Annotated in this window: 16 protein-coding genes; 3 read left to right on the forward strand and 13 right to left on the reverse strand. The window is 71.0% G+C overall.

All coding sequences use genetic code 11. The features are described from left to right. Positions 1 to 21: 21 nt before the first annotated feature. The 7 genes from J3P44_RS09055 to J3P44_RS09085 form a co-directional block, all read right to left on the reverse strand. A complete protein-coding gene (locus J3P44_RS09055; protein WP_255889981.1) occupies positions 22 to 822 on the reverse strand; it encodes a pseudouridine synthase in 801 nt (266 codons plus the stop codon). Positions 823 to 824: 2 nt separating this feature from the next. After that, on the reverse strand, positions 825 to 1,661 hold the full coding sequence (gene scpB / locus J3P44_RS09060; protein WP_255889982.1) for an SMC-Scp complex subunit ScpB: 837 nt from the start codon (positions 1,659 to 1,661) through the stop codon (positions 825 to 827). Positions 1,662 to 1,671: 10 nt separating this feature from the next. Further along, a complete protein-coding gene (locus tag J3P44_RS09065) occupies positions 1,672 to 2,574 on the reverse strand; it encodes a segregation and condensation protein A (RefSeq protein WP_372496513.1) in 903 nt (300 codons plus the stop codon). Continuing rightward, the gene (locus tag J3P44_RS09070; RefSeq protein ID WP_255889983.1) at positions 2,571 to 2,939 is read right to left on the reverse strand and encodes a hypothetical protein; all 369 of its coding nucleotides are present in this window, start codon (positions 2,937 to 2,939) and stop codon (positions 2,571 to 2,573) included. Before J3P44_RS09070 ends, J3P44_RS09065 begins: the two co-directional genes overlap by 4 nt. Then, positions 2,924 to 3,841 carry a ParA family protein gene (locus J3P44_RS09075; RefSeq protein ID WP_308212243.1) on the reverse strand — a complete coding sequence of 306 codons (918 nt, stop codon included), beginning with the start codon at positions 3,839 to 3,841 and terminating at the stop codon, positions 2,924 to 2,926. Before J3P44_RS09075 ends, J3P44_RS09070 begins: the two co-directional genes overlap by 16 nt. 423 nt (positions 3,842 to 4,264) lie before the next feature. Further along, positions 4,265 to 5,182 (reverse strand): hypothetical protein, encoded by a 918-nt coding sequence (locus tag J3P44_RS09080; protein ID WP_255889984.1) that lies wholly within the window; start codon positions 5,180 to 5,182, stop codon positions 4,265 to 4,267. A gap of 136 nt (positions 5,183 to 5,318) precedes the next feature. Next, positions 5,319 to 7,922, reverse strand: coding sequence for a DEAD/DEAH box helicase (locus J3P44_RS09085; RefSeq protein ID WP_255889985.1), 2,604 nt, complete (start codon positions 7,920 to 7,922; stop codon positions 5,319 to 5,321). 105 nt (positions 7,923 to 8,027) lie between these two features. Here J3P44_RS09085 and J3P44_RS09090 point away from each other — a divergent pair, with 105 nt between their 5' ends. Next, on the forward strand, positions 8,028 to 9,062 hold the full coding sequence (locus tag J3P44_RS09090; RefSeq protein WP_255889986.1) for an ATP-binding cassette domain-containing protein: 1,035 nt from the start codon (positions 8,028 to 8,030) through the stop codon (positions 9,060 to 9,062). Then, positions 9,059 to 9,877: an ABC transporter permease gene (locus J3P44_RS09095; RefSeq protein ID WP_255889987.1), complete on the forward strand. Its 819-nt coding sequence runs from the start codon at positions 9,059 to 9,061 to the stop codon at positions 9,875 to 9,877. The genes J3P44_RS09090 and J3P44_RS09095 overlap by 4 nt, the downstream gene beginning before the upstream one ends. Here the strand turns inward: J3P44_RS09095 and J3P44_RS09100 are convergent. The 4 genes from J3P44_RS09100 to J3P44_RS09115 all read right to left on the reverse strand — a co-directional run bounded on the left by J3P44_RS09100 (position 9,864) and on the right by J3P44_RS09115 (position 15,810). Continuing rightward, positions 9,864 to 12,992: an ATP-binding protein gene (locus J3P44_RS09100; protein ID WP_255889988.1), complete on the reverse strand. Its 3,129-nt coding sequence runs from the start codon at positions 12,990 to 12,992 to the stop codon at positions 9,864 to 9,866. The genes J3P44_RS09095 and J3P44_RS09100 overlap by 14 nt on opposite strands. Before the next feature lie 49 nt (positions 12,993 to 13,041). Then, on the reverse strand, positions 13,042 to 13,962 hold the full coding sequence (gene xerD / locus J3P44_RS09105; protein WP_255889989.1) for a site-specific tyrosine recombinase XerD: 921 nt from the start codon (positions 13,960 to 13,962) through the stop codon (positions 13,042 to 13,044). A 19-nt stretch (positions 13,963 to 13,981) separates the two neighbouring features. Beyond that, positions 13,982 to 15,097 (reverse strand): alanine dehydrogenase, encoded by a 1,116-nt coding sequence (gene ald, locus J3P44_RS09110; protein ID WP_255889990.1) that lies wholly within the window; start codon positions 15,095 to 15,097, stop codon positions 13,982 to 13,984. A gap of 80 nt (positions 15,098 to 15,177) precedes the next feature. After that, positions 15,178 to 15,810, reverse strand: coding sequence for an NUDIX domain-containing protein (locus J3P44_RS09115; RefSeq protein WP_255889991.1), 633 nt, complete (start codon positions 15,808 to 15,810; stop codon positions 15,178 to 15,180). A gap of 46 nt (positions 15,811 to 15,856) precedes the next feature. Here J3P44_RS09115 and pepN point away from each other — a divergent pair, with 46 nt between their 5' ends. Beyond that, complete coding sequence (pepN, locus tag J3P44_RS09120; protein WP_255889992.1) at positions 15,857 to 18,304, forward strand: aminopeptidase N; 2,448 nt, start codon at positions 15,857 to 15,859, stop codon at positions 18,302 to 18,304. 18 nt (positions 18,305 to 18,322) lie between these two features. Here the strand turns inward: pepN and J3P44_RS09125 are convergent, their stop codons facing one another. Together J3P44_RS09125 and pyrG are read right to left on the reverse strand one after the other, a co-directional pair. Beyond that, positions 18,323 to 18,853, reverse strand: a complete 531-nt coding sequence (locus tag J3P44_RS09125; RefSeq protein WP_255889993.1) for a nucleoside kinase — start codon at positions 18,851 to 18,853, stop codon at positions 18,323 to 18,325. A gap of 40 nt (positions 18,854 to 18,893) precedes the next feature. Continuing rightward, a complete protein-coding gene (gene pyrG, locus J3P44_RS09130) occupies positions 18,894 to 20,588 on the reverse strand; it encodes a CTP synthase (protein WP_255889994.1) in 1,695 nt (564 codons plus the stop codon). Position 20,589 lies beyond the last annotated feature (1 nt).

Genomic DNA, 20,589 nt, shown 5'->3' on the forward strand with positions numbered 1-20,589 from the left:
GAACCTTAACGGCGGGCGTCGTCAGAGCTGCGCGCTGTCCATCAGCTCGCCCAGCTCGTCGAGGCTGAGCTCCCGCATCTCCCCCACCGGCAGCTTGCCGAGCGACACCGGCCCGATCTGGGTGCGGGTCAGCTGGGTCACCGGGTGACCGACGTGGGCGAGCAGGCGGCGCACGATCCGGTTGCGGCCCTCGTGGATGACCAGCTCGACGATCGTGCGGTCGTGGGTGGTGCGCCCGTGGCTGCCGCTGACGATGCGCACCTGCGACACCGTCACCGGCCCGTCGTCCAGCGTCACCCCGGCGAGCAGCTCCTTGAGCGTGCTCGGGCGGACCTGGCCCTCGACCTCGGCGACGTAGGTCTTGTCCACCTCGTACGACGGATGCGCCAGGCGCTGGGCGAAGTCACCGTCGTTGGTGAGGATCAGCAGGCCAGAGGTGTCGGTGTCGAGCCGGCCGACGTGGAAGAGCCGCTCGGGCCGCCCGGCGACGAGCTCGCCGAGGTGCGGACGGCCTTCCGGGTCGCTCATCGTGGAGACGACTCCGCGTGGCTTGTTGAGCACGAGGTAGACGTGGGGCGAGATCGGTGGCAGCCGCTTGCCCCGCACCCGTACGACAGCGGTGTGCGGGTCGACCTTGGTGCCGAGGCGGGTGACGACCTCGCCGTCGACCTCCACCGATCCCTCCAGCATGAGCTCCTCGCACTTGCGCCGGCTGGCCACGCCCGACTGGGCCAGCAGCTTCTGGAGCCGGATCGTGCCGTCGGCGTCGGGGGTCGGGCGGTGGGAGGCGGGCTGGGAGGGATCGGCGTCGTGGGGCTGCATGCTCAGGTGACCTCGGTCCCGCCGTCGGGCTCCGTGCCGTCGCCGCTGTGCGGTGAGGCATGAGTCGGCGCGGGCGCCTCGGGTGCGTCGGGTGTCTCCACCTCGGCGGGCGGCTGCGGCTCGGCGGGCGGCTGCGGCTCGGCGGGCGGCTGCGGCTCGGCGGGCGGCTGCGGCTCCGAGGGAGGTTGCGACTCGGCGGCGTCGAGGCCCGCGACGCTGGCGAGCTCGTCCTCGAGGTCGTCCATGTCGGGAAGGTAGGGGGCGAGCTCGGGCAGCTCCTCGAGCGAGGTGATCCCGATCCGCTCCAGGAAGTAGGACGTGGTGCGGTAGAGGTTGGCACCGCTCTGGTCGTCCTGGCCGGCCTCCTCCACCAGCCCCCGCGACAGAAGGGTGCGCATCACCCCGTCGACGTTGACGCCGCGGATGGCCGAGACCCGCGCGCGCGACACGGGCTGCTTGTAGGCCACGACGGACAGGGTCTCCAGTGCCGCCTGCGTCAGTCGGGCCTGCTGTCCTTCGAGGACGAACGACTCGACGACACCTGCGTACTCCGGACGGGAGTAGAAGCGCCACCCACCCGCGACCGGTCGCAGGTCGAAGCCGCGGCCCTGCTCGGCGTACTCCTCGGCGAGCGCCTGGAGGGCGGCCTCGACCTCGGTGACCGGGTGACCGACGACCGAGGCGAGCCGCACCTTGTCGAGCGGCTCGTCGGAGACCATCAAGATCGCCTCGAGGGCCGGACGCAGCTCGGCGACCGCGACGGCGAGGGTGTCCACGTCGTCGGACACGGTCGCCTCCGGCGCCACGTCGTACGAGGTGGTGTCGGGCTGCTCGCTCACTGGTCCTCCCTCACTTGTCCCCCGCGGGCTCGTCCGCCAGGTCATCGGCGGACGGCATGTCTGCATCATCGTCGGACGGCGGAGCCCCGTCGAATTCGTCGTGGATCTCCACGTCCCCGTCCTCCGCACCGGTCCAGCGGACGGTCAGCTCACCGAGCGGGGTCACCTGGTCGAAGGACACGGCACCCTCGCGGAAGAGCTCGAGGAGGGAGAGGAAGCGCGCCACTGTGGTGAGGCGGTCGGGAGAGTCACCGCACAGGGCGCGGAACGTCATCGTGCCGCCGCGTCGCAGGCGGTCGACCACGAGCTGCGCCTGCTCTCGCACGCTCACCTTGGCGGCATGGATGTGGTGGAGCGAGACCTCCAGGACCGGCTTGGGCTCCATCGCCCGGGCGGCGAGCTGCGCGAACTGCTCGAGCCCGATCCCGATGAGCACCTCGGGCAGCAGGCTCGCGAACCTCTCCTCCAGCCCGACCGCCCGCGGGTGGCGGCGCGACTCGGACGCGAGCCGGTCCTCGAACACCGAGGCCACCAGCTTGAACGCGCGGTACTGCATGAGCCGCGCGAACAACAGGTCGCGAGCCTCCAGCAGGGCGAGGTCCTCCTCGTCCTCCACGTCACCCTGCGGCAGCAGGCGCGCCGCCTTGAGGTCGAGCAGGGTGGCGGCGACGACCAGGAACGAGGTCGTCTGCTCGAGGTCCCATGCGTCGTCGAGCGTCTTGACGTGGGCGATGAACTCGTCGGTGACCTGGGAGAGCGCCACCTCGGTGATGTCGAGCTTGTGCTTGGCGATCAGCCCGAGCAGGAGGTCGAAGGGGCCCTCGAAGTTGTCCAGTCGCACCGCGAACGCCGGGGCCTCGCTCCCCGGCTCGAGCGCGGCCGCGCCGGGAGCGAGGTCGGTCGTGGCGCTCACTCGTCCAGCAGTCGCTGGACCAGGGGGCTGTCGGCGCCCTGCGTCTCGAGGTCGGCGAGCACGAGCGCCAGGGCCTCGCGCACCAGGCGTCCCCGGTCGACCGCCAGTCCGTGGCGGCGCAGGGTCAGCCGGGCGTGCTCGATGTCGAGCAGCTCGTCAGCGGTGACGTAGACCGTCATCTTCTCGTCGTGGCGTACGCGCCCACTCGGGCGCTTGGGCCCGGGGTCGGTGCCCACCACGTCGGCCGCTGTGTCGTCAGCAACCGCCCGGACGCGACGGGGGCGCTGGTCGGGTGCGGGCGACTCGGCGTCGGATGTCGGCCGGAACAGGTCGTCCGCGGCCGGCATGCTCACTCGGCGGGCCACCGGGTGAGCACCTCCTTCGCCAGCTGGCGGTAGTGGTCGGCGCCGGTCGAGGACGAGGCGTACGACGTGATCGGCTCGCCGGCGACGGTGGCGTCGGAGAACTTCACGGTCCGGCGGATGACGGTGTGGAACACCGTGTCGCCCCACGCCGAGACCAGCCTCTCCATCACCTCGCGGCTGTGCAGGGTGCGACCGTCGAACATCGTGCCGAGCACGCCGTCGATCTCCAGCTTGGGGTTGAGCCGCTCGCGGACCTTGTCGATCGTGGTCTTCAGCAGCGCCACGCCGCGCAGGGCGAAGTACTCGCACTCCAGCGGCACGATGACGCCGTCGGACGCCGTCAGCGCGTTGACCGTCAGCAGCCCGAGCGAGGGCTGGCAGTCGATCAGGATGACGTCGTACTTCTCGAGTGCGGGGGCCAGCACCCGCTGCAGGGTCTGCTCGCGAGCGACCTCGTGCACCAGCTGCACCTCGGCCGCGGACAGGTCGATGTTGGAGGGCAGCAGGTCCATGCCCTCGATGCCCGAGGGCACCACGACGTCGTCGATCTCGACCTCGCGATCCATCAGGAGGTTGTAGATCGTCAGGTCCATCTCGTGCGGATTGAGCCCCAGGCCCACCGAGAGGGAGCCCTGCGGGTCGAAGTCGACCAGAAGCACCTTGCGACCGAACTCGGCCAGCGAGGCGCCGAGGTTGATCGTGGTGGTGGTCTTGCCGACACCGCCCTTCTGGTTGCACATCGAGACGACGCGCGCCCCACCGTGCCGGGTCAGCGGGATCGGCTCGGGGAACACCGGCATCGGACGACCGGTGGCACCGAGGGGCGCCGGGTCCTGGATGTCGAGGGTGGTCGCGGTCGCCCGCTCTGCTGTCGGGCGCTCGAAGGGGATCGGCTGGGTCACGGGGTGCTCGTCTCGGGGGGAAGGACCGGGCTGGGCGGACGGGGTCGGCTGCGGTGGTCGGACCATCGGCGGCATCTCGGACGCACTGCTCCCGACGTTGGAACCGGAAAATGCCGCACCGCTCATGTCAGCTCCTTCACGCATCGACTTGCCTTCGATTGGATCACGCCGAAGGGCCCGAGCTTTGTCGACACGTCGACAGTTCTCCGAACGGCTTCGCGCGACTGTAGGACCGCTGCACCGCCCCCACAACATCGCGGGCCAGTCCCACAGGCACCTGCCGAAATCTGTGTACGACGCCCCGGTCCCGTGCACAGGCGGAGCCCGCCTGTGCACAACCCTGTGCACTCCTCAGCCGTGCCGGCGACGAGTCGCGATGGTCCTACCTGGGGCGGGCGAATCGGGTCGGTCAGTGCCGCGCCGTCACCGGGCTGAACCGATCCGGGCGCATCCGTCCAGCTGACTCGCCTCGCGAGCTGCTGCCTTGTAGGCGTCGAGGTCGCGCACGCCCTGTTGCCACATGGACAACCACATCCGGGTGGCGTCCTCCGGGGAGAGCTCACCCAGGAGCATCATGTCCATGTGCTGGACGTGCTGGTCCCACGTGTCGATGGATCTCGATGCAGCGCGGACGACGCCGATCTCCGCCTCCACCTGCTGGGCGCACGCGGGGAGTGCTTGCGCGCCGGGAGCCAGCAGGGCGGGGCTCGGACAGTCCACGCCACGTAGCCGCAAGGTCCGCATGGCCTCGCGGAAGTCCGCGACCCGGCGCTGGGCCCCCACCCTGGTCCGGTTCCAGAAGGCCGTCGCCTGCGGCAGCGTGATCTCGCCGACGACCAGCTTGTTCATCGCGCCGACGTGCACGGCCCACTGGTCGAGCGAGGGCTGGGCTGCCTGGAGCACGCCCGCGATGGTCCGCGAAGCGCTCGCGCAGCGCGAGAGCCGAGTAGCGAACGGACGATCGGGCGAGGCTGTGACGCCGGTGTCGGAGGTACCGGTGTCGGGAGTCCCCGTGTCTGAGGTTCCGTCGAGGGGCTCACTCCTCCCGGCGAGCCTGGTCCCGTCGGTCGAGCCCCCTTCAGCGTCGTCGCCGGTGACCATCTGCCAGGTCAGCACCACGATGAGACTCGTCACGACACCGAGGATGAAGGTGCCGGCCAGCGCGGACCACCCCAGGCGTTGCGGCGATGGCTCCGTCAGCCAGTCGGCATTCTCCGGCTCCCGCCACTCATCGATCTCGTCGACCTCGTCGGGCTGAGGGTCCTGCGCGTCGGCGGCTGGCGGGCTGGCGTCCTCTCCGGCGTCGGGCGCTTGGTCGCGGTCTGGCCGTTCGTCCTGCATCTGCCTCACCCCCACGCGAAAAGTCCGATCCTCTGCACGCTATGCCGAGGGGTGGAGGTCGTCGCCCCCAGAATTGGGGAAGCTGATGGCGTGGCACGGGGGACCGAGAGGTTCGTGTGCCTCTGGCGTGTCGCGCTCAGAGGCGACGCATCGCCACAGTCGCCAGGACGAGCTCTCCGGCCTCGTCGGTGGCGTCGCAGTCCACGACCGCCTCGATGACCCAGTCGTGGTCGCCCGCGGGGTCGTGGATCGTCTGGCGTACGTCACGCACCCGCGAGGTCGTGTCCTCCTCCGCCCCGACGGGGTGGCCGGTGCGCTCCTCCCCCACCACCAGCAGCTCGGGTCCACGGGCGTCGCCGTCGATGAGCACCGAGTCGTGGTCGGCGTAGTAGTCCTCGAGTGCCGCGTCCCAGACCGACCGTCCCACGACGACCTGGCGGGGCGGGTCCGTGCGGTCGGCGGCGGCTCGCTCGAGCCGGACCAAGGTGTCCAGGTCGTCACGCGAGACCGCGTCGACGCGGGCCCACATGGCGTTGCGCAGCATCACCCGGAACGGGCGCTCCTGCCGCGACAGCGGCCGTGGCGGCGGTGGTGGCTCGTGGTGCGCGACCGCGCTGGAGGCGTGGTCGGGGTCGGAGAGGGCCTCCCACTCGTCGAGCAGCGAGGAGTCGGTCTGTCGCACCGTCTCCCCCAGCCACTCGATCACGTCCTCGACCTCAGGGGCCCGGTGCGCCTCGGGCACCGTCTGGCGCAACGTCCGGTAGGCGTCGGTGAGGTAGCGCAGGACCAGGCCCTCGGAGCGGGCGAGCTGGTAGCGGCCGACGAAGTCGGTGAACCCCATGCCGTTCTCCCACATCTCCCGCACGATCGACTTCGGGGAGAGGGCGTCGTCGTGCAGCCACGGATGGGTCTGCCGATAGGTCTCGTAGAGCGCCTCGAGGAGCTCGCGCAGCGGCTGGGGCCACGTGATCTGCTCCAGCAGCGCCATCCGTTCGTCGTACTCGATGCCGTCGGCCTTCATCTCACCGATGGCCTCACCGCGCGCGGCGTGCTGCTGGGCCATCAGGATCTGGCGCGGCGCCTCGAGGACCGCCTCGACCACGGAGACCACGTCGACGCCGTAGGTCTCCGACTCCGGGTCGAGCACGTCGAAGGCGGCCAGGGCGAAGTGCGACAGCGGCTGGTTGAGCGCGAAGTCGACCGGCAGGTCCACCGTCAGCACGAACCGGCGACCGAAGCGGTCGACCTCGTCCAGCCGGGTGACGATGCCGGTGCGGAGCAGGGAGCGTGACAGCCGCAGGGCCCGGCGGGCGAGCCGCAGTCGACCGCGGCGCTCCTCGTGGTTGTCCATGACCAGGCGGTGCATGACCGCGAAGGCGTCCTCCTCGCGCGCCACGACGTTCACGAGCATCGCGTTGTCGACCTTCATCCGGCTCGTGAGCCGCTCCGGCACTCCGGCCACCAGCTTGTCGAAGGTCTGCTCGGTCCACACGACCGTGCCCTCGGGCGCCTTCTTGAGCTGGGCCTTCGACTTCTTCTTCCCGGCCGCCTGGCGCGCGGCGATCTTGGCCTTCGCCTGCTCGTTCTCGATCACGAAGTCGGGAGCCTGTACGACGACGTAGCCGGCCGTGTCGTAGCCGGCGCGACCGGCCCGGCCGGCGATCTGCTGGAACTCCCGCGTCCGGAGCACCCGCATCCGGTTGCCGTCGAACTTCGCCAGACCGGTGAACAGCACCGTGCGGATCGGCACGTTGATCCCGACGCCGAGGGTGTCGGTGCCGCAGATGACCCGCAGGAGCCCAGCTTGGGCGAGGGTCTCCACGAGGCGGCGGTACTTGGGCAGCATCCCGGCGTGGTGGACCCCGATCCCGCTGCGGACCAGCCGCGACAGGGTCTTGCCGAAGCCCGCACCGAACCGGAATGCCCCGATCCGCTCGGCGATCGCCTCCTTGTCGACCTTCAGCCCCCCGCTGGCCGCGCCCAGACGCGACTTCAGCAGGTTGGTCGCGTGCTCGACGGCGGCGGCCTGGGTGAAGTGGACGACGTAGACCGGGTCCTGCCCCGTCGTGACCAGCTCCTCCAAGGTGTCGTCCAGCGGCTCCATCGACCAGCGGAAGCTCAGCGGCACCGGCCGCTCGGCGTCGTCGACGACGGCTGTCGCGCGGCCGGTGCGGCGCGCGAGGTCCTCGACGAAGAAGGAGACGTCGCCCAGCGTCGCCGACATCAGCAGGAACTGCGCGTCCACCAGCTCCAGCAGCGGGACCTGCCAGGCCCAGCCCCGGTCGTGCTCGGAGTAGAAGTGGAACTCGTCCATCACCACCAGGCCGACGTCGGCGGCGCTTCCCTCGCGCAAAGCGATGTTGGCCAGCACCTCGGCGGTGCAGCAGATGATCGGGGCATCGGGGTTGACGGCCGCGTCGCCGGTCAGCATGCCGACGTTGTCGGCGCCAAAGACCTCGATGAGGGCGAAGAACTTCTCGCTCACGAGTGCCTTGATGGGCGCGGTGTAGAAGCTCACCTTGTCCTGCGCGAGGGCGGCGACGTGCGCGCCGACGGCGACCAGCGACTTCCCCGAGCCGGTCGGGGTCGCGAGGATGACGTGGTTGCCGCCCAGGATCTCGATGACCGCCTCGTCCTGGTGCGGGTAGAGCGCCAGGCCCTGGTCGAGGACCCACGAGGCGAAGGCGTCGTAGACCTCGTCCGCGTCGGCCCCGGTGGGGACCCGGGTGTCGAGGCGCATGCCCCGATCCAACCACCTGGCCCTGAGACCGGCGCAGGCGGCGTGACTGCGGCGCGACGGCGCCGTGAAACCGCGGTGAAAGCAGCCTGCCCCACGCTGCCCGGCATGAACTCATCACCCACCTCCACACCCACCCCGGCGCCGGCCGTGCGGGCCGAGGGCCTCGTCAAGACCTTCGGGGACCAGCGAGCCGTCGACGGCGTCGACCTCGAGGTCCACCGAGGCGAGGTCTTCGGCGTCCTCGGACCCAACGGCGCCGGCAAGACGACCATGCTCAAGATGCTTGCCACCCTCCTCCCCCTCGACGGTGGCCAGGCCGAGGTGTTCGGACACGACGTCCACACCGAGCCCCACCTGGTCCGTCAGCTGCTCGGCGTCACCGGCCAGTACGCCTCCGTCGACGAGAACCTCACCGCCACCGAGAACCTGTGGCTCTTCGCCCGGCTCCAGGGCCTGGGCCGGATCGAGGCACGGCAGCGGGGCCGGCACCTCCTTGAGCAGTTCGACCTCACCGCTGCAGCGGCGAAGCCCATCTCCGCCTTCTCGGGCGGCATGCGCCGCCGGCTCGACCTCGCCGCCAGCCTCATCACGCGCCCACCGTTGATCTTCCTCGACGAGCCGACCACCGGCCTGGACCCCCGCACCCGGGGCCAGATGTGGGACACCATCCGCGAGCTGGTCAGCGAGGGAAGCACCGTGCTCCTCACCACCCAGTACCTCGAGGAGGCCGACCAGCTGGCCGACCGGATCGCGGTCATCGACCACGGCACCAAGGTCGCCGAGGGCACCGCCGACGAGCTCAAGTCCTCGGTCGGCCGCGCCACCCTCCAGCTCGAGCTGGTCGACGTGGCCGACCTGGCGGCGACCGCGGACCTGGCCGAGCGGATGCTCGGCGAGGCGCCCGTGCTCACCCCCGAGTCGCGGCGGGTCAACATCCCGCTCCAGCGGACCGACCAGTCCGTCGACGTCCTCGTGGCCCTGCGGGACCGGGGGGTCGCGATCGAGTCCGTGACGGTGCAGAAGCCCTCCCTCGACGAGGTGTTCCTCGCCCTGACCGGGCACGACGCCGGCCCCGAGCAGTCACCCGACACCACCGCCGGAGCCGACCGCGGCGCCGACCGGATCGAGGCAGTCCGATGACCACCACCCAGACGACACCCGTCGCCCCCGAGCTGATGGAGCTCCCCGCCCGCGTCAGCCTCGCCGACACCGTGTCCCAGACCATGACGCTGGCGTGGCGTGCGACGGTGAAGATGCGGCGCAGCCTGGAGGTGATGTTCGACGTCACCATCCAGCCGCTCATCTTCACGGCGATGTTCGCCTACATCTTCGGCGGGGCGATCTCCGGCGACGTGGGAAGCTACCTCCCGCACATCATCCCCGGCCTCATCGGGCAGACCGTGCTGACCGCGTGCGTCGCCACCGGCGTACAGCTGCGGCAGGACCTCGACTCGGGCGTCTTCGACCGCTTCAAGGTGCTCCCCATCGCTCGGATCGCACCCCTCGCCGGCCCGATGGTCGCCGACATGCTGCGCTACTTCATCGCGGCAGTTCTCACCTTCGGTGTGGGGATCGTGATCGGCTACCGGCCCGGTGGCGGGTTCACCGGAGTCGCGGGCGCCGTCCTGCTGGCGGTGCTGGCCGGCTGGTCGCTGGCCTGGATCTTCACGTTCTTCGGCCTGGTCGGGCGCAACGCGCAGGGCGTCCAGGGCATCTCGTTGCTCGTGATGTTCCCGCTGACGTTCCTGTCCAACGCCTTCGTGCCGACCGACACGATGCCTCGCCCGCTCGAGGCGTTCGCGGAGGTCAACCCGGTGTCGCTGGTCATCACGGCCCTTCGCGACCTCGCCAACGACGGTCAGGTCACCGGGTCGGTCGGCTGGGCCCTCCTGGGCTGTGCCGTGGTGGTGGCGGTCTTCGCCCCGCTGTCGGTGCGGCGCTTCAAGAAGATGTGACCCACGCGCACCGCAGTCGCTGCACGATCTCGGCGGCGCTCGCCAGCAGGTCGTGGCCGGGCCGCTCGGCCAGCTCGACGACGAGCTGGCCGACGCGTCCCGGCGCCCGCGCGTCCGCGAGCTCGACCAGGGGCTCCCAAGCCAGCACCGGGATGCTGCGGTTGTAGGCCCACCGGTGGGCGATCGCCAGGAGCCAGAGGGCGTCGTCGTGCTGCTCCGGGGGTCCGAGGCGCAGGGTCCAGGCCGCCAGCGCGACCAGCAGTACGCCGTTGAGCGGGAGGTCGGTGAACCACAGGGCACCGTCCGGGGTCTCTCCGCCGCTGTCCAGCACGAGGTCGCGCAGCTCGTCGGCCCGCGCGTCGGGCGCACCGGACCCGTGCCGTGCCCGCGCCACGAGGGCGGCCGAGGCGGCCAGCACCAACCAGGGATTGATCCCTGCCGGAGCCTCGAGCTCGAGCACTGTGTCGACGTTGGCGTCGTAGCGGCGCAGGGCTTCCTCGACGTCGCCCCGGGCCAGCGCGACCTCGGCGTGCGCGGTCTGCCAGACCATGCGCGCCCCCATCTGCGAGCTCTCCCCGTCGGGCGGCCCGAACGATGCGAGCAGCTCCTCGGCACGGTCCACCTCACCGTCGAGGAGCGGGGCCATCGCTGTGGCCACCTGGAGGCTGTAGGAGTCGGTGTGGGAGTGCACCTGCGCGAGCAGCGGCCAGGCGATCTCCGCGTGGTGCGCGGCGTCGTGGTGGTCCCCCACTGCCATCGCCAGCTGGCTGAGCTCCGCGTGCAGCGACGCGAGGAGGTAGGGAGGCAGGGCTCCGCGGTCCAGCGCGGCCTCGGCGTGCCGGCGGGCAGCGTCCACGTCGCCGGCGTTCTCGGCGACGATCGCGGCCCACATCAGCAGCGCGCCGGCCAGCGCTGGAGGGGCCTCCGCAGCCGCGCGCACGAGCCGGGTCGGTGCGTCGACCGGGTCGTCGGCGACGTAGGCCGTGTACGCGATGAGGCCCCAGGTGCCGGTGGGCGTCCCGCCCTGCAGGAGCAGGCGCCGCAGCCCGCCCAGCTCCACGCCGGGCATCCAGCTGAGGTGGATCATCAGCACGCCCGCCGCATCCTGGGCGTGCCGGTGCAGGCCGTCCGGGACGTCCCACCCCGTCAGCAGCTCCGTCGCGGCGTCGCACACCGCGAAGATCCTCGGCTGGTCGCCTGTGATCGTCCACAGACTGCCCAGCAGGGCCACGAGGCGCGCCACGAGCTCGCGGTCGCCGACGGCGAGCGCGTGGCGGAGCACGTCGGTGAGGTTGTTCTGCTCGCGGACCAGGATGCCCACGAGGTCGACCTGGTCGTCGGCGACGACGAGGTTCGCGGACCGATCGGCCAGGTCACCCGCCCAGCGCTGCTGGGCGTCCACGGCTGCGTCGTGCTCGCCGGACCGGACCAGCTGTGCCGCGGCGAACTCGCGGATCGTCTCCAGCGCCCGGAAGCGCGCCGTGGCACCGTCCTCGGTGAGCACCAGCAGCGACTGCTCCACCAGTCCGTCGAGCAGGTCGGACCCCTCCGGCCCGAGCACCGTCACCGCAGTGGCACGGTCGACGCCGTCCTGGAACACCGAGAGCCAGGCCAGGGCGCCCTGCTCGTCGCCCGCGAGGAGGTCCCACGACCACGCGATCACCGCCTCCAGGGTGCGGTGCCGGTCGGGGGTGCCGCGGTCACGGCTGCGAAGGGTGGCGAAGCGGTCGTCGAGGGCCGCGGCGACCTCCGCCACGGTCATCGTGCGGACGCGCGCCGCGGCGAGCTCGACGGCCAGCGGCAGCCCGTCGAGGCGGTCGACGACCTGTCGCACCGCGACGGGATCCAGTGCCGCCTCCGGACGGGTGGCGGAGGCCCGCCTGACGAAGAGCGCCTCGGCGTCGATCACCGAGAGCTGGCTCAGCTGGACCGCGTGCTCGGCGGCCAGCCTCAGCGGCGCCCGGCTCGTGGCCAGCACCTGGAGGTCGCGGGTCGTGGCCAGGAGGAAGGCGACCAGGGCCGCGACGGGCTCCAGCACGTGCTCGCAGTTGTCGAGCACGAGCAGTGTCGGGCCGGCGTCGAGCTCCTGGGCGAGGCGTCCCCGGACGTCGGCCTGCTGCCCCGCCGTCAGGGGGAGCCGCGTGGTGACCGAGCCTCGTACGCCGAGCGCCGCACCGACGGTCGCGACGACGTCGTCGCCGGCACCCACACCCACCAGCTCCACCACGTGCACGTGGGGCAGCCGCGACTCCCGGGCCAGCACCTGGGCGATGCTGGTCTTGCCGATGCCTCCGGGTCCGAGGACGGTCACGAGCCGGGCGGACGCGAGCGCACCCCGCAGCCGATCGAGGTCCTGGTTGCGGCCGAGCAGCCCGGCGCCGTCGAAGCGCAACCCCGTGCGCACCGGGTCGTCGGCGGCGAGCAGCTCGGTGTGCACCCGCTGGAGCACCGGGTCGGGGTCGACACCCAGCCGGTCGGACAGGTCGGCGCGGTAGTCCTCGTAGCGGGCGAGCGCCGTCGCCGGCCCGGCCGTGACTGCTTCGGCCCGCAGCAGCGCCACCAGTGTCTCGGTGTCGTCGGGCCGGCGCCGGTGGGCCGCCACGAGTCCGTCGTAGGCGTCGGCGTGCCGTCCCAGGCGCGACGCTGCGAGCGCTGCCACGTCCTGAGCCGTCGTACGACGTCCCGCAGCCGCGTGACGCAGGTCGGCCAGCGGCCCCGTGGCACCGGACGGCCCCACCTGGACCTCGGCCGCGGCCGAGGCGAGTCGGAAGGCCTCACCGGCGTCACCGGCGGCGAGTGCTGCCCGCGCAGCCGAGAGCGACGCGTGCTGCGACCGGGCGTCGACGTCGTCGTCGGCGAGGCCGAGCCGGTAGCCACCCTCGAGCCGCTGGATCGTCGCGGCCGATGTTGCCGAGCGGGTGCGCGAGACGAGCACCTGGAGCGCCTTGGCGGGGTGGACCGGCTCGGCATCGGGCCAGATCTCCTCCACGAGCCGGCCGTCGCTCACGCCAGCGGGCTCCCCCGTCAGCGCGGCGAGCAGCGCCCCCACCCGTTCCCCCGGCAGCGCCACGCCGTCCCAGGACACCCCGTCCAGCAGCCTCAGCCGGGTGCTCATTCGGGCCCCTGTGCGAAGCACAGCGAAGCTCTCCCTTCGCATGGGGTGATCATTCGCGTGCCCGTGGGTGAGCGGTGGCGAAGACCTCGCGCAGGTTGTCGACCGTGACGAGCGTGTAGACCTGGGTCGTCGTCACGGACGCGTGGCCGAGCAGCTCCTGCACCACACGCACGTCCGCGCCCCCGTCGAGGAGGTGGGTGGCGAACGAGTGGCGCAGCGTGTGCGGCGAGACGGAGGCCGTCACCCCGGCCCGCTCGGCAGCCTTCACCAGCACCGCCCAGGCACTCTGCCGCGACAGCCTCCCGCCGCGCGAGTTCATGAACATCGCCGGTCCGCCGCGCCCCGTCCCGACCAGCTCAGGTCGTGCCCGCGTGAGGTAGGCGGCCACCGCCTCACGGGCGTAGCCACCCACAGGCACAAGCCGCTCCTTGCCGCCCTTGCCGCGCAGCAGCACCGTGCCGTCGACCTGGTCGAGGTCGTCGACGTCGAGCCCGACCGCCTCGGAGATGCGGGCGCCAGTGCCGTAGAGCAGCTCGAGCAGCGCGCGGTCGCGCAACGCCAGCACGGTGTCGGGCGCGCCTGCGGCCTCCAGGATGGCCTCCACGTCGGACAGCGGCAGCGCCTTGGGGAGCCGCTTGGCGGGTGTGGGCGGCTTGACCGCGGCGGCCGGGTCCGCGACCGCGAGCCCGTCCGAGACGGCGAACTTGTGGAAGCCGCGCACGGCGACGACGGTCCGTGCTGCGGACGTCGCGCTCAGCGGTGGATGGCCCTCGCTCCCCTCCCGCAGGCTCACCAGGAACGAGGCCACCGTCGACTCGGTGACCGCGTCCAGGTCGTCGATGTCCTGGGAGGCGAGGAACTCGTCGTAGCGGCCGAGGTCACGCCGGTAGGAGCTGAGCGTGTTCGCCGCCAGGCCGCGCTCGACCGCGAGGTGGTCGAGATAGGTGCGTACGGCGCGGCTGAGCGTCACCCCACCAGTCAACAGGTCGTCACCCCAGGACGCTGTCGAGTCCCACTGACTCGATGCCGACTGCTGCACCGACCGGGGCGTTGGTGAGCTCCCCGGCATGGGTGTTGAGACCCAGGGCGAGGCTCGGGTCCTCACGCAGCGCCTGCTCCCAGCCCCTGTCGGCCAACGCGACCGCGTAGGGAAGAGTGGCGTTGGTCAACGCGTACGTCGAGGTGTTGGGCACCGCGCCGGGCATGTTGGCCACGCAGTAGAACACCGAGTCGTGCACCTCATACGTCGGGTCGTCGTGGGTGGTGGCGTGGGAGTCCTCGAAACAACCACCCTGGTCGATCGCGATGTCGACCAGCACCGACCCCGGCTTCATCCGCGACACCAGCTCGTTGCTGACGAGCTTCGGCGCGGCCGCGCCCGGGATGAGGACCGCACCGATCACCATGTCGGCCTCCATCACCTGCTGCTCGATCGCCAGCTTCGACGACGCCAACCCGTGCACCCGGTTGTTGTAGCGCCAAAACGACATCCGCAGCTTGTCCAGGTCGGTGTCCAACAACGTCACGTCCGCCCCCATGCCCAACGCGATGTTCGCGGCGTTCTGCCCCGACACCCCGGCCCCGATGATCACCACCTTCGCGTTCGCCACCCCACCGACGCCACCCATCAGCACACCCCGACCACCATTGGCCTTCATCAACGCATACGCCCCCACCTGCGGTGCCAGACAACCGGCGACCTCCGACATCGGATACAGCAACGGCAACCCACCCGAGGGCAGCTGCACCGTCTCGTAGGCGATCGCCGTCACCTTGCGCGCCAACAGCTCCTCGGTCAGAGGCTTGTCGGCAGCCAGGTGCAGGTAGGTGAACAGCGTCTGCCCCTCCCGCATCCGCCCGTACTCCTCCGCGACCGGCTCCTTGACCTTCAACACCATCTCCGCCGCGCCCCACACGTCGTCGGCCGACTCCAGCATCGTGGCACCCGCGGCGACGTACTCCTCGTCCCCGATCTGCGACCCCACACCCGCAGACCTCTCCACCAGCACCTCGTGACCGTGCTGCACCAGCTCATGCACCCCGATCGGCGTCAACGCCACCCGATACTCGCGGTTCTTGACTTCCTTGGGTACGCCGACCTTCATGGCTCGCTCCTCGAGGTTCCCGGGGAGCACGACGGTGTGGCACCCCTCACAGCGGGAGCGACACTACTCCGCAGAAGGCGTCAGGAGGCGTCGAGGGCCCCGCGCTGCCGGAGCACTTCGTAGGCCAGCACCGCCTGGGCCAGAGGGCCCTGGCGCACGCGCCCCTCCAGGACCGCGTCGAGGAGCTCGGCCATGGGCACCCAGAAGTGCTCCATCTCGGCCTCCTCGTGGCGCATCTCGAAGTCGCCGCGGGCCGCGTGCACGAGTCCGCGGGCGAGGAAGATCTCGTGCACCTCGTTGGTGATGCCGGCGCTCGGGAAGGTGCTCAGCAGCTGGCGCCACTCCGACGCCTCCAGCTCCACCTCCTCCCGGAGCTCGCGCTTCGCGGTCTCGACCGCCGGCTCGTCACCGGCGTCGCGCAGTCCCGCCGGGAGCTCGACGAACGCGTGGCCGCTGGTGTGGCGGTACTGCCGCAGGCACATCACCCGCTCCTGGTCGTCGACCGCCAGCACGATGACGGCGCCCGGGTGCTCGAGGCTGAGCCGGCTGAACTGCTCGGGGTGGCCCGGACGCGTGATGACGTCCTCCCGCAGGGCCATCACCCACTCGTCCCGGTGCAGGTCCTTGCTGGACAACACCGGCCAGGACATCGGCCGGTCGGCCAGTGGTTCCACGACAGGTTCTCCCGGGGCATCTGGGGTTGGGGCGGACATGCCCCGCACGCTAGCGCGGATGGACACAGTGAGTACGGTCGCTCCCATGACGTTGGCCACCCTGACCAAGCACGAAGCAGCCACCCGCTCAGCCATCCTCGAGGTCCAGCGCTACGACATCGCGGTGGACATGACCGGTCTGCTCGAGGGCGACGTGTTCGCGTCCGTCAGCACGATCACCTTCACGTGCTCCGAGCCCGGTGCCACCACGTTCGTCGACATCGCCGCCGAGGTCGGCCGAGCGACGCTCAACGGAGCGGAGCTCGACGTCTCGACAGTCGCGGAGGGACGGCTGCCGCTGCCTGCACTCGCAGCCGACAACGTGCTCGTCGTCGAGGCCAGCACCACCAACACCGGCACCGGCGAGGGCATCCTGCGCACCGTCGACCCGACGGACAAGCTCGTCTACGTCTGGACCAGCCTCGAGCCAGACGAGGCCCGCAGGGTCTGGGCCTGCTTCGACCAGCCCGACCTCAAGGCCCCGCACCGCTTCACGGTGACCGCGCCCTCGTCGTGGCTGGTCACCTCCAACGGAGCACCCGAGTCCATCGAGGACGCGCCGGACACGGACGCCAAGGTGTGGACCTTCCCCGACACGCCCCGCCTGTCGACGTACGTCGTGGTGGTCAACGCCGGCCCGTTCCACGAGGTGCGGCGCCAGCACGACGGCTACGACCTCGGGTTCTACTGCCGGCAGTCCTTGGTAAAGGTCCTCGAGCGCGACCTCGACGAGCTGGTCACCCTGACCCGCCAGGGCCTGGCCTTCTTCGGCGAGCGCTTCGCCTGCCCGTTCCCGCAGGAGCGATACGACCAGGTCTTCGTGCCCAACCTCGGTGGGGCGATGGAGAACTGGGGCTGCGTCACCTACGGCGACGGCCAGCTGTTCCGCACTCCCCCGACCCACGCCCAGCGCAGCGTCCGCGCCGAGTTCATCTTCCACGAGATGGCGCACATGTGGTTCGGCGACCTGGTGACCATGCAGTGGTGGGACGACCTGTGGCTCAACGAGGCGTTCGCCTCGTGGGCGGCCAACTGGGGCATGGCCGGAGCCAGCGAGTTCACCGACCAGTGGGCGACGTTCCTCGCCGCCTCCAAGCGCACCGCCTACGAGATGGACATGAGCCCGGCGCGGCACCCGATCCGCGGCGACGTCCCCGACGTGTCGGCCGCGATGTCCAACTTCGACGCGATCACCTACGTCAAGGGCCAGAGCGTGCTCCACCAGCTCGTGGCCTACATCGGCGAGGACGCGTTCGTCGAGGGCCTGCGCGACTACTTCAGCCGCTACGCCTTCTCCAACACCCGTCTCGACGACCTCATGGACTGCTACTCACGAGCCTCGGGCCGCGACCTGTCGGAGTGGACCAGGTCATGGCTCGACGAGGCCGGCACCGACGTCATCTCGCTGGTCGGCGACGAGCTCCTGGTCGAGACCAACGACGGCCAGGAGCCGCGCCCGCACCACCTCGACATCGCGGTCTTCGACACCGCCGGTGACGACCTGGTTGCCGTGGGACGGTCCTCCCACGAGGTCAGCGGTCCGCGTACGTCCGTCGAGCTCCCCGCAGGCGACCTGCGGCTGGTCAACGCCGGCGACTACACGTTCGCGGCGGTCAAGCCGGACCCGACCTCGCTCCGGCAGATGCTGGAGCGCATCCAGCAGCTGACCGACCCGCTCGACCGGGCGCTCGTCGCCGCCACTGCCGGACAGCTGCTGCTGCTCGGTGACGTCGCCCCGCGCGACGTGTCCGCAGCGCTCACCCGGGCGCTGTCCACCGAGACCTCCCCAGCTCTGATCGAGCCCTTCCTCAGCCAGGCCCTCCAGGTCGCCGACCGGTGGGCTCCGGCGGACGAGTCGCCCGACCTGCTGCGCGGGCTCGCCGACGCCGTCGTCGGCCTCGTGGACGTGCCGGACGCCCGGCAGGCCGCGCTCCGTACTCTCGCCGCCTCCGCGTCCACCGACGAGCACTGGTCCGTGCTCGAGTCGGCGGCGGAGCAGGCGACCGACCTCGACCTCGCCTGGCGGATGACCGTACGCCGCGCCGAGCTGGGCGACTACGACGAGGACAAGGTGAAGGCCCTGCTGGAGGCCGACCCCGACCCGGACGCCGGGATGCGGCGCCTGGCGGTGCTCGCCGCTCGCCCGGACCGGGAGGCCAAGGAGGAGGTCTGGAAGGCGTTCTTCGTGGACTACGCCGTCCCCGCGAGCCGGGAGACGCTCGTCCTGGGCTCGACGTTCTGGCGCCCCGCGCAGGCCGAGCTCCTGGCACCGTTCGCCCACCGCTACCTCGAGGAGCTGCACACCCTCAAGGGCGGACTGCTCAACCAGGGACTCACGATCCGCGCGATGTACCCCCTCGGGGCGGGCGACGCGTCGTTCCTCGCCGCCGCCGAGGCGGCGGCGGAGGACTCCAGCCTGATGGCGTACGCCCGCAACCAGCTCCGGTCGAACTCGTTCGTGCTGCGCCGGATCCTGCAGGCCCGCCAGCTCTGACCGGGCGCTTCCTCGCGCTCAGTCGTCCCGACCGGGCGCTTCCTCGCGGTCAGCGATCGCCCTGGCCCGTTCGAGGATCTCGTCCACGACGTGCTCCAGCGATGCGGTGGCGTCGACGGGGATGCCGCCCGCGGGGGTGTCCTCCCCGGTCAGGTGCAGCCGCAGGACGAGCTCTCGCTCCTCGGGCAGCGCGCCGAACTCGTCCCCCGAACGTCCGTCGAGTCGTTCGGCGAGAGTGTCGGCGTCGATCGTGAGCACGAAGACGCCGTCGAACACGTCGAGGAACTGGTGGACGTTCCGCGAGCCGCCACAGAAGAAGGTGAAGCGGTGGCTCCGGTCAGCGGCGAGGACCCTCACGTCGTCGACGCGCCAGAGATGGTGCCAGTGCGACCGCTCCCCCGACGTCGGCTCTCCCGTGCCCGGATGGCCCTGGAAGGCGAGGTCGGTGTCCCCGTTGACGGCGTGGTGACCGCGCAGGCGCAGCTCGGCGCACACCGACGTCTTGCCGGTGCTCGAGACCCCCTCGACCAGGAAGTTCCACACACCCATGGCCGGAGGCTATCGGCGCGCCCGACGAGCTGGGCGCCCCTCAGGCCTCGTCGTCCTCGTCCTTGCGGCGCAGGCCCGACTCGTCGATCGGGAACCGCTCGGAGCGCTGGCGCTCGATCGCGGCGCCCACGAGGCCCGCGAAGAGCGGGTGTGGCCGTGTCGGCCTCGAGCGCAGCTCGGGGTGCGCCTGCGTGGAGACGTAGTAGGGGTGCACGTCAGCGGGCAGCTCGACGAACTCGACCAGGCCCAGCTCGGGGTTGATGCCGGAGAACACCAGGCCGGCCTTGGCGAGGGTGTCGCGGTAGGCGTCGTTGAACTCGTAGCGGTGGCGGTGGCGCTCCTCCACGATTCCGGAGCCGTACGCCGCGCGCACCACGCTGCCCTCCATGAGCTCGGCCTGCTGCAGCCCGAGGCGCATCGTGCCACCGAGGTCACCGGCCCCGTCGACGAACTTCTTCTGCTCCTCGATGGTCGAGATCACCGGCTCGACCGTGTCGGGGTCGAACTCCGTCGAGCCGGCCTTGCCGAGGCCGGCGACGTTGCGGGCGTACTCGATCACCATGCACTGCAGGCCCAGGCACAGGCCGAGGGTCGGGATGCCGTGGGTGCGGGTGTAGGTCAGCGCGCCGAGCTTGCCCTCGATGCCACGGACGCCGAAGCCGCCGGGGACCAGGACGGCGTCGACGTCGGAGAGCTGCTTGGCCGCCCCGGCCTCGGTCTCGCACAGGTCGGAGGCCACCCAGCGGATGTTGACCTTCGCGGAGTGGGCGAAGCCACCGGCGCGCAGCGCCTCGGCGGGCGAGAGGTAGGCGTCGGGCAGGTCGACGTACTTGCCGACGAGGGCGATGGTGACCTCCTCGTCCGGATGGTGCACGCGCCGGAGCAGGTCGTCCCACGCCGTCCAGTCCACGTCACGGAACGGCAGGTCCAGGCGGCGTACGACATAGGCGTCGAGGCCCTCGCGGTGCAGCACCTTCGGGATGTCGTAGATCGACGGGGCGTCAGCTGCGGTCACGACGGCCTCGTCGTCCACGTCGCACATGAGCGCGATCTTGCGCTTGATGCTGTCGGGGAGCTCCCGGTCGGCGCGGCACACGATCGCGTCCGGCTGGATGCCGATCGAGCGCAGGGCCGCCACCGAGTGCTGGGTGGGCTTGGTCTTGAGCTCGCCCGACGGGCCGATGTAGGGCACCAGGGAGACGTGGATGAAGAAGCAGTTGTCGCGACCGATCTCGTGCCGCGTCTGCCGGGCGGCCTCGAGGAACGGCAAGGACTCGATGTCGCCGACCGTGCCGCCGATCTCGGTGATGACCACGTCGATCTCGGGGCCGCCCATCGCGAGGATGCGGTCCTTGATCTCGTTGGTGATGTGCGGGATCACCTGGACGGTGTCGCCGAGGTAGTCGCCGCGGCGCTCCTTGGCGATGACCGTGGAGTAGACCTGGCCGGTCGTCACGTTGGCGATCTGGTTGAGGTCCGTGTCGAGGAACCGCTCGTAGTGGCCGATGTCGAGATCGGTCTCCGCGCCGTCGTTGGTCACGAAGACCTCGCCGTGCTGGAACGGGTTCATCGTGCCCGGATCCACGTTGAGATAGGGGTCCAGCTTCTGCATCGTCACGCGGAGGCCGCGCGACTTCAGCAGCTGGCCCAGGCTGGAGGCGGTGAGCCCCTTGCCGAGGGAGGAGGCGACGCCTCCAGTGACGAAAACGTGCTTGGTCGGCGTGCGGCTCTTCACG

Origin of the sequence: Nocardioides astragali, assembly GCF_024436375.1 — a bacterium.
Classification (GTDB): Bacteria; Actinomycetota; Actinomycetes; order Propionibacteriales; family Nocardioidaceae; genus Nocardioides; species Nocardioides astragali.

Bases quoted from the DNA above. Each gene is read 5' to 3' on its own strand.
- J3P44_RS09055 (WP_255889981.1), bottom strand. From the start codon at position 822: ATGCAGCCCCACGACGCCGATCCCTCCCAGCCCGCCTCCCACCGCCCG.
- J3P44_RS09080 (WP_255889984.1), bottom strand. From the start codon at position 5,182: ATGCAGGACGAACGGCCAGACCGCGACCAAGCGCCCGACGCCGGAGAG.
- J3P44_RS09085 (WP_255889985.1), bottom strand. From the start codon at position 7,922: ATGCGCCTCGACACCCGGGTCCCCACCGGGGCCGACGCGGACGAGGTC.
- J3P44_RS09090 (WP_255889986.1), top strand. From the start codon at position 8,028: ATGAACTCATCACCCACCTCCACACCCACCCCGGCGCCGGCCGTGCGG.
- J3P44_RS09095 (WP_255889987.1), top strand. From the start codon at position 9,059: ATGACCACCACCCAGACGACACCCGTCGCCCCCGAGCTGATGGAGCTC.
- J3P44_RS09100 (WP_255889988.1), bottom strand. From the start codon at position 12,992: ATGAGCACCCGGCTGAGGCTGCTGGACGGGGTGTCCTGGGACGGCGTG.
- ald (WP_255889990.1), bottom strand. From the start codon at position 15,097: ATGAAGGTCGGCGTACCCAAGGAAGTCAAGAACCGCGAGTATCGGGTG.
- J3P44_RS09115 (WP_255889991.1), bottom strand. From the start codon at position 15,810: ATGTCCGCCCCAACCCCAGATGCCCCGGGAGAACCTGTCGTGGAACCA.
- pepN (WP_255889992.1), top strand. From the start codon at position 15,857: ATGACGTTGGCCACCCTGACCAAGCACGAAGCAGCCACCCGCTCAGCC.
- J3P44_RS09125 (WP_255889993.1), bottom strand. From the start codon at position 18,853: ATGGGTGTGTGGAACTTCCTGGTCGAGGGGGTCTCGAGCACCGGCAAG.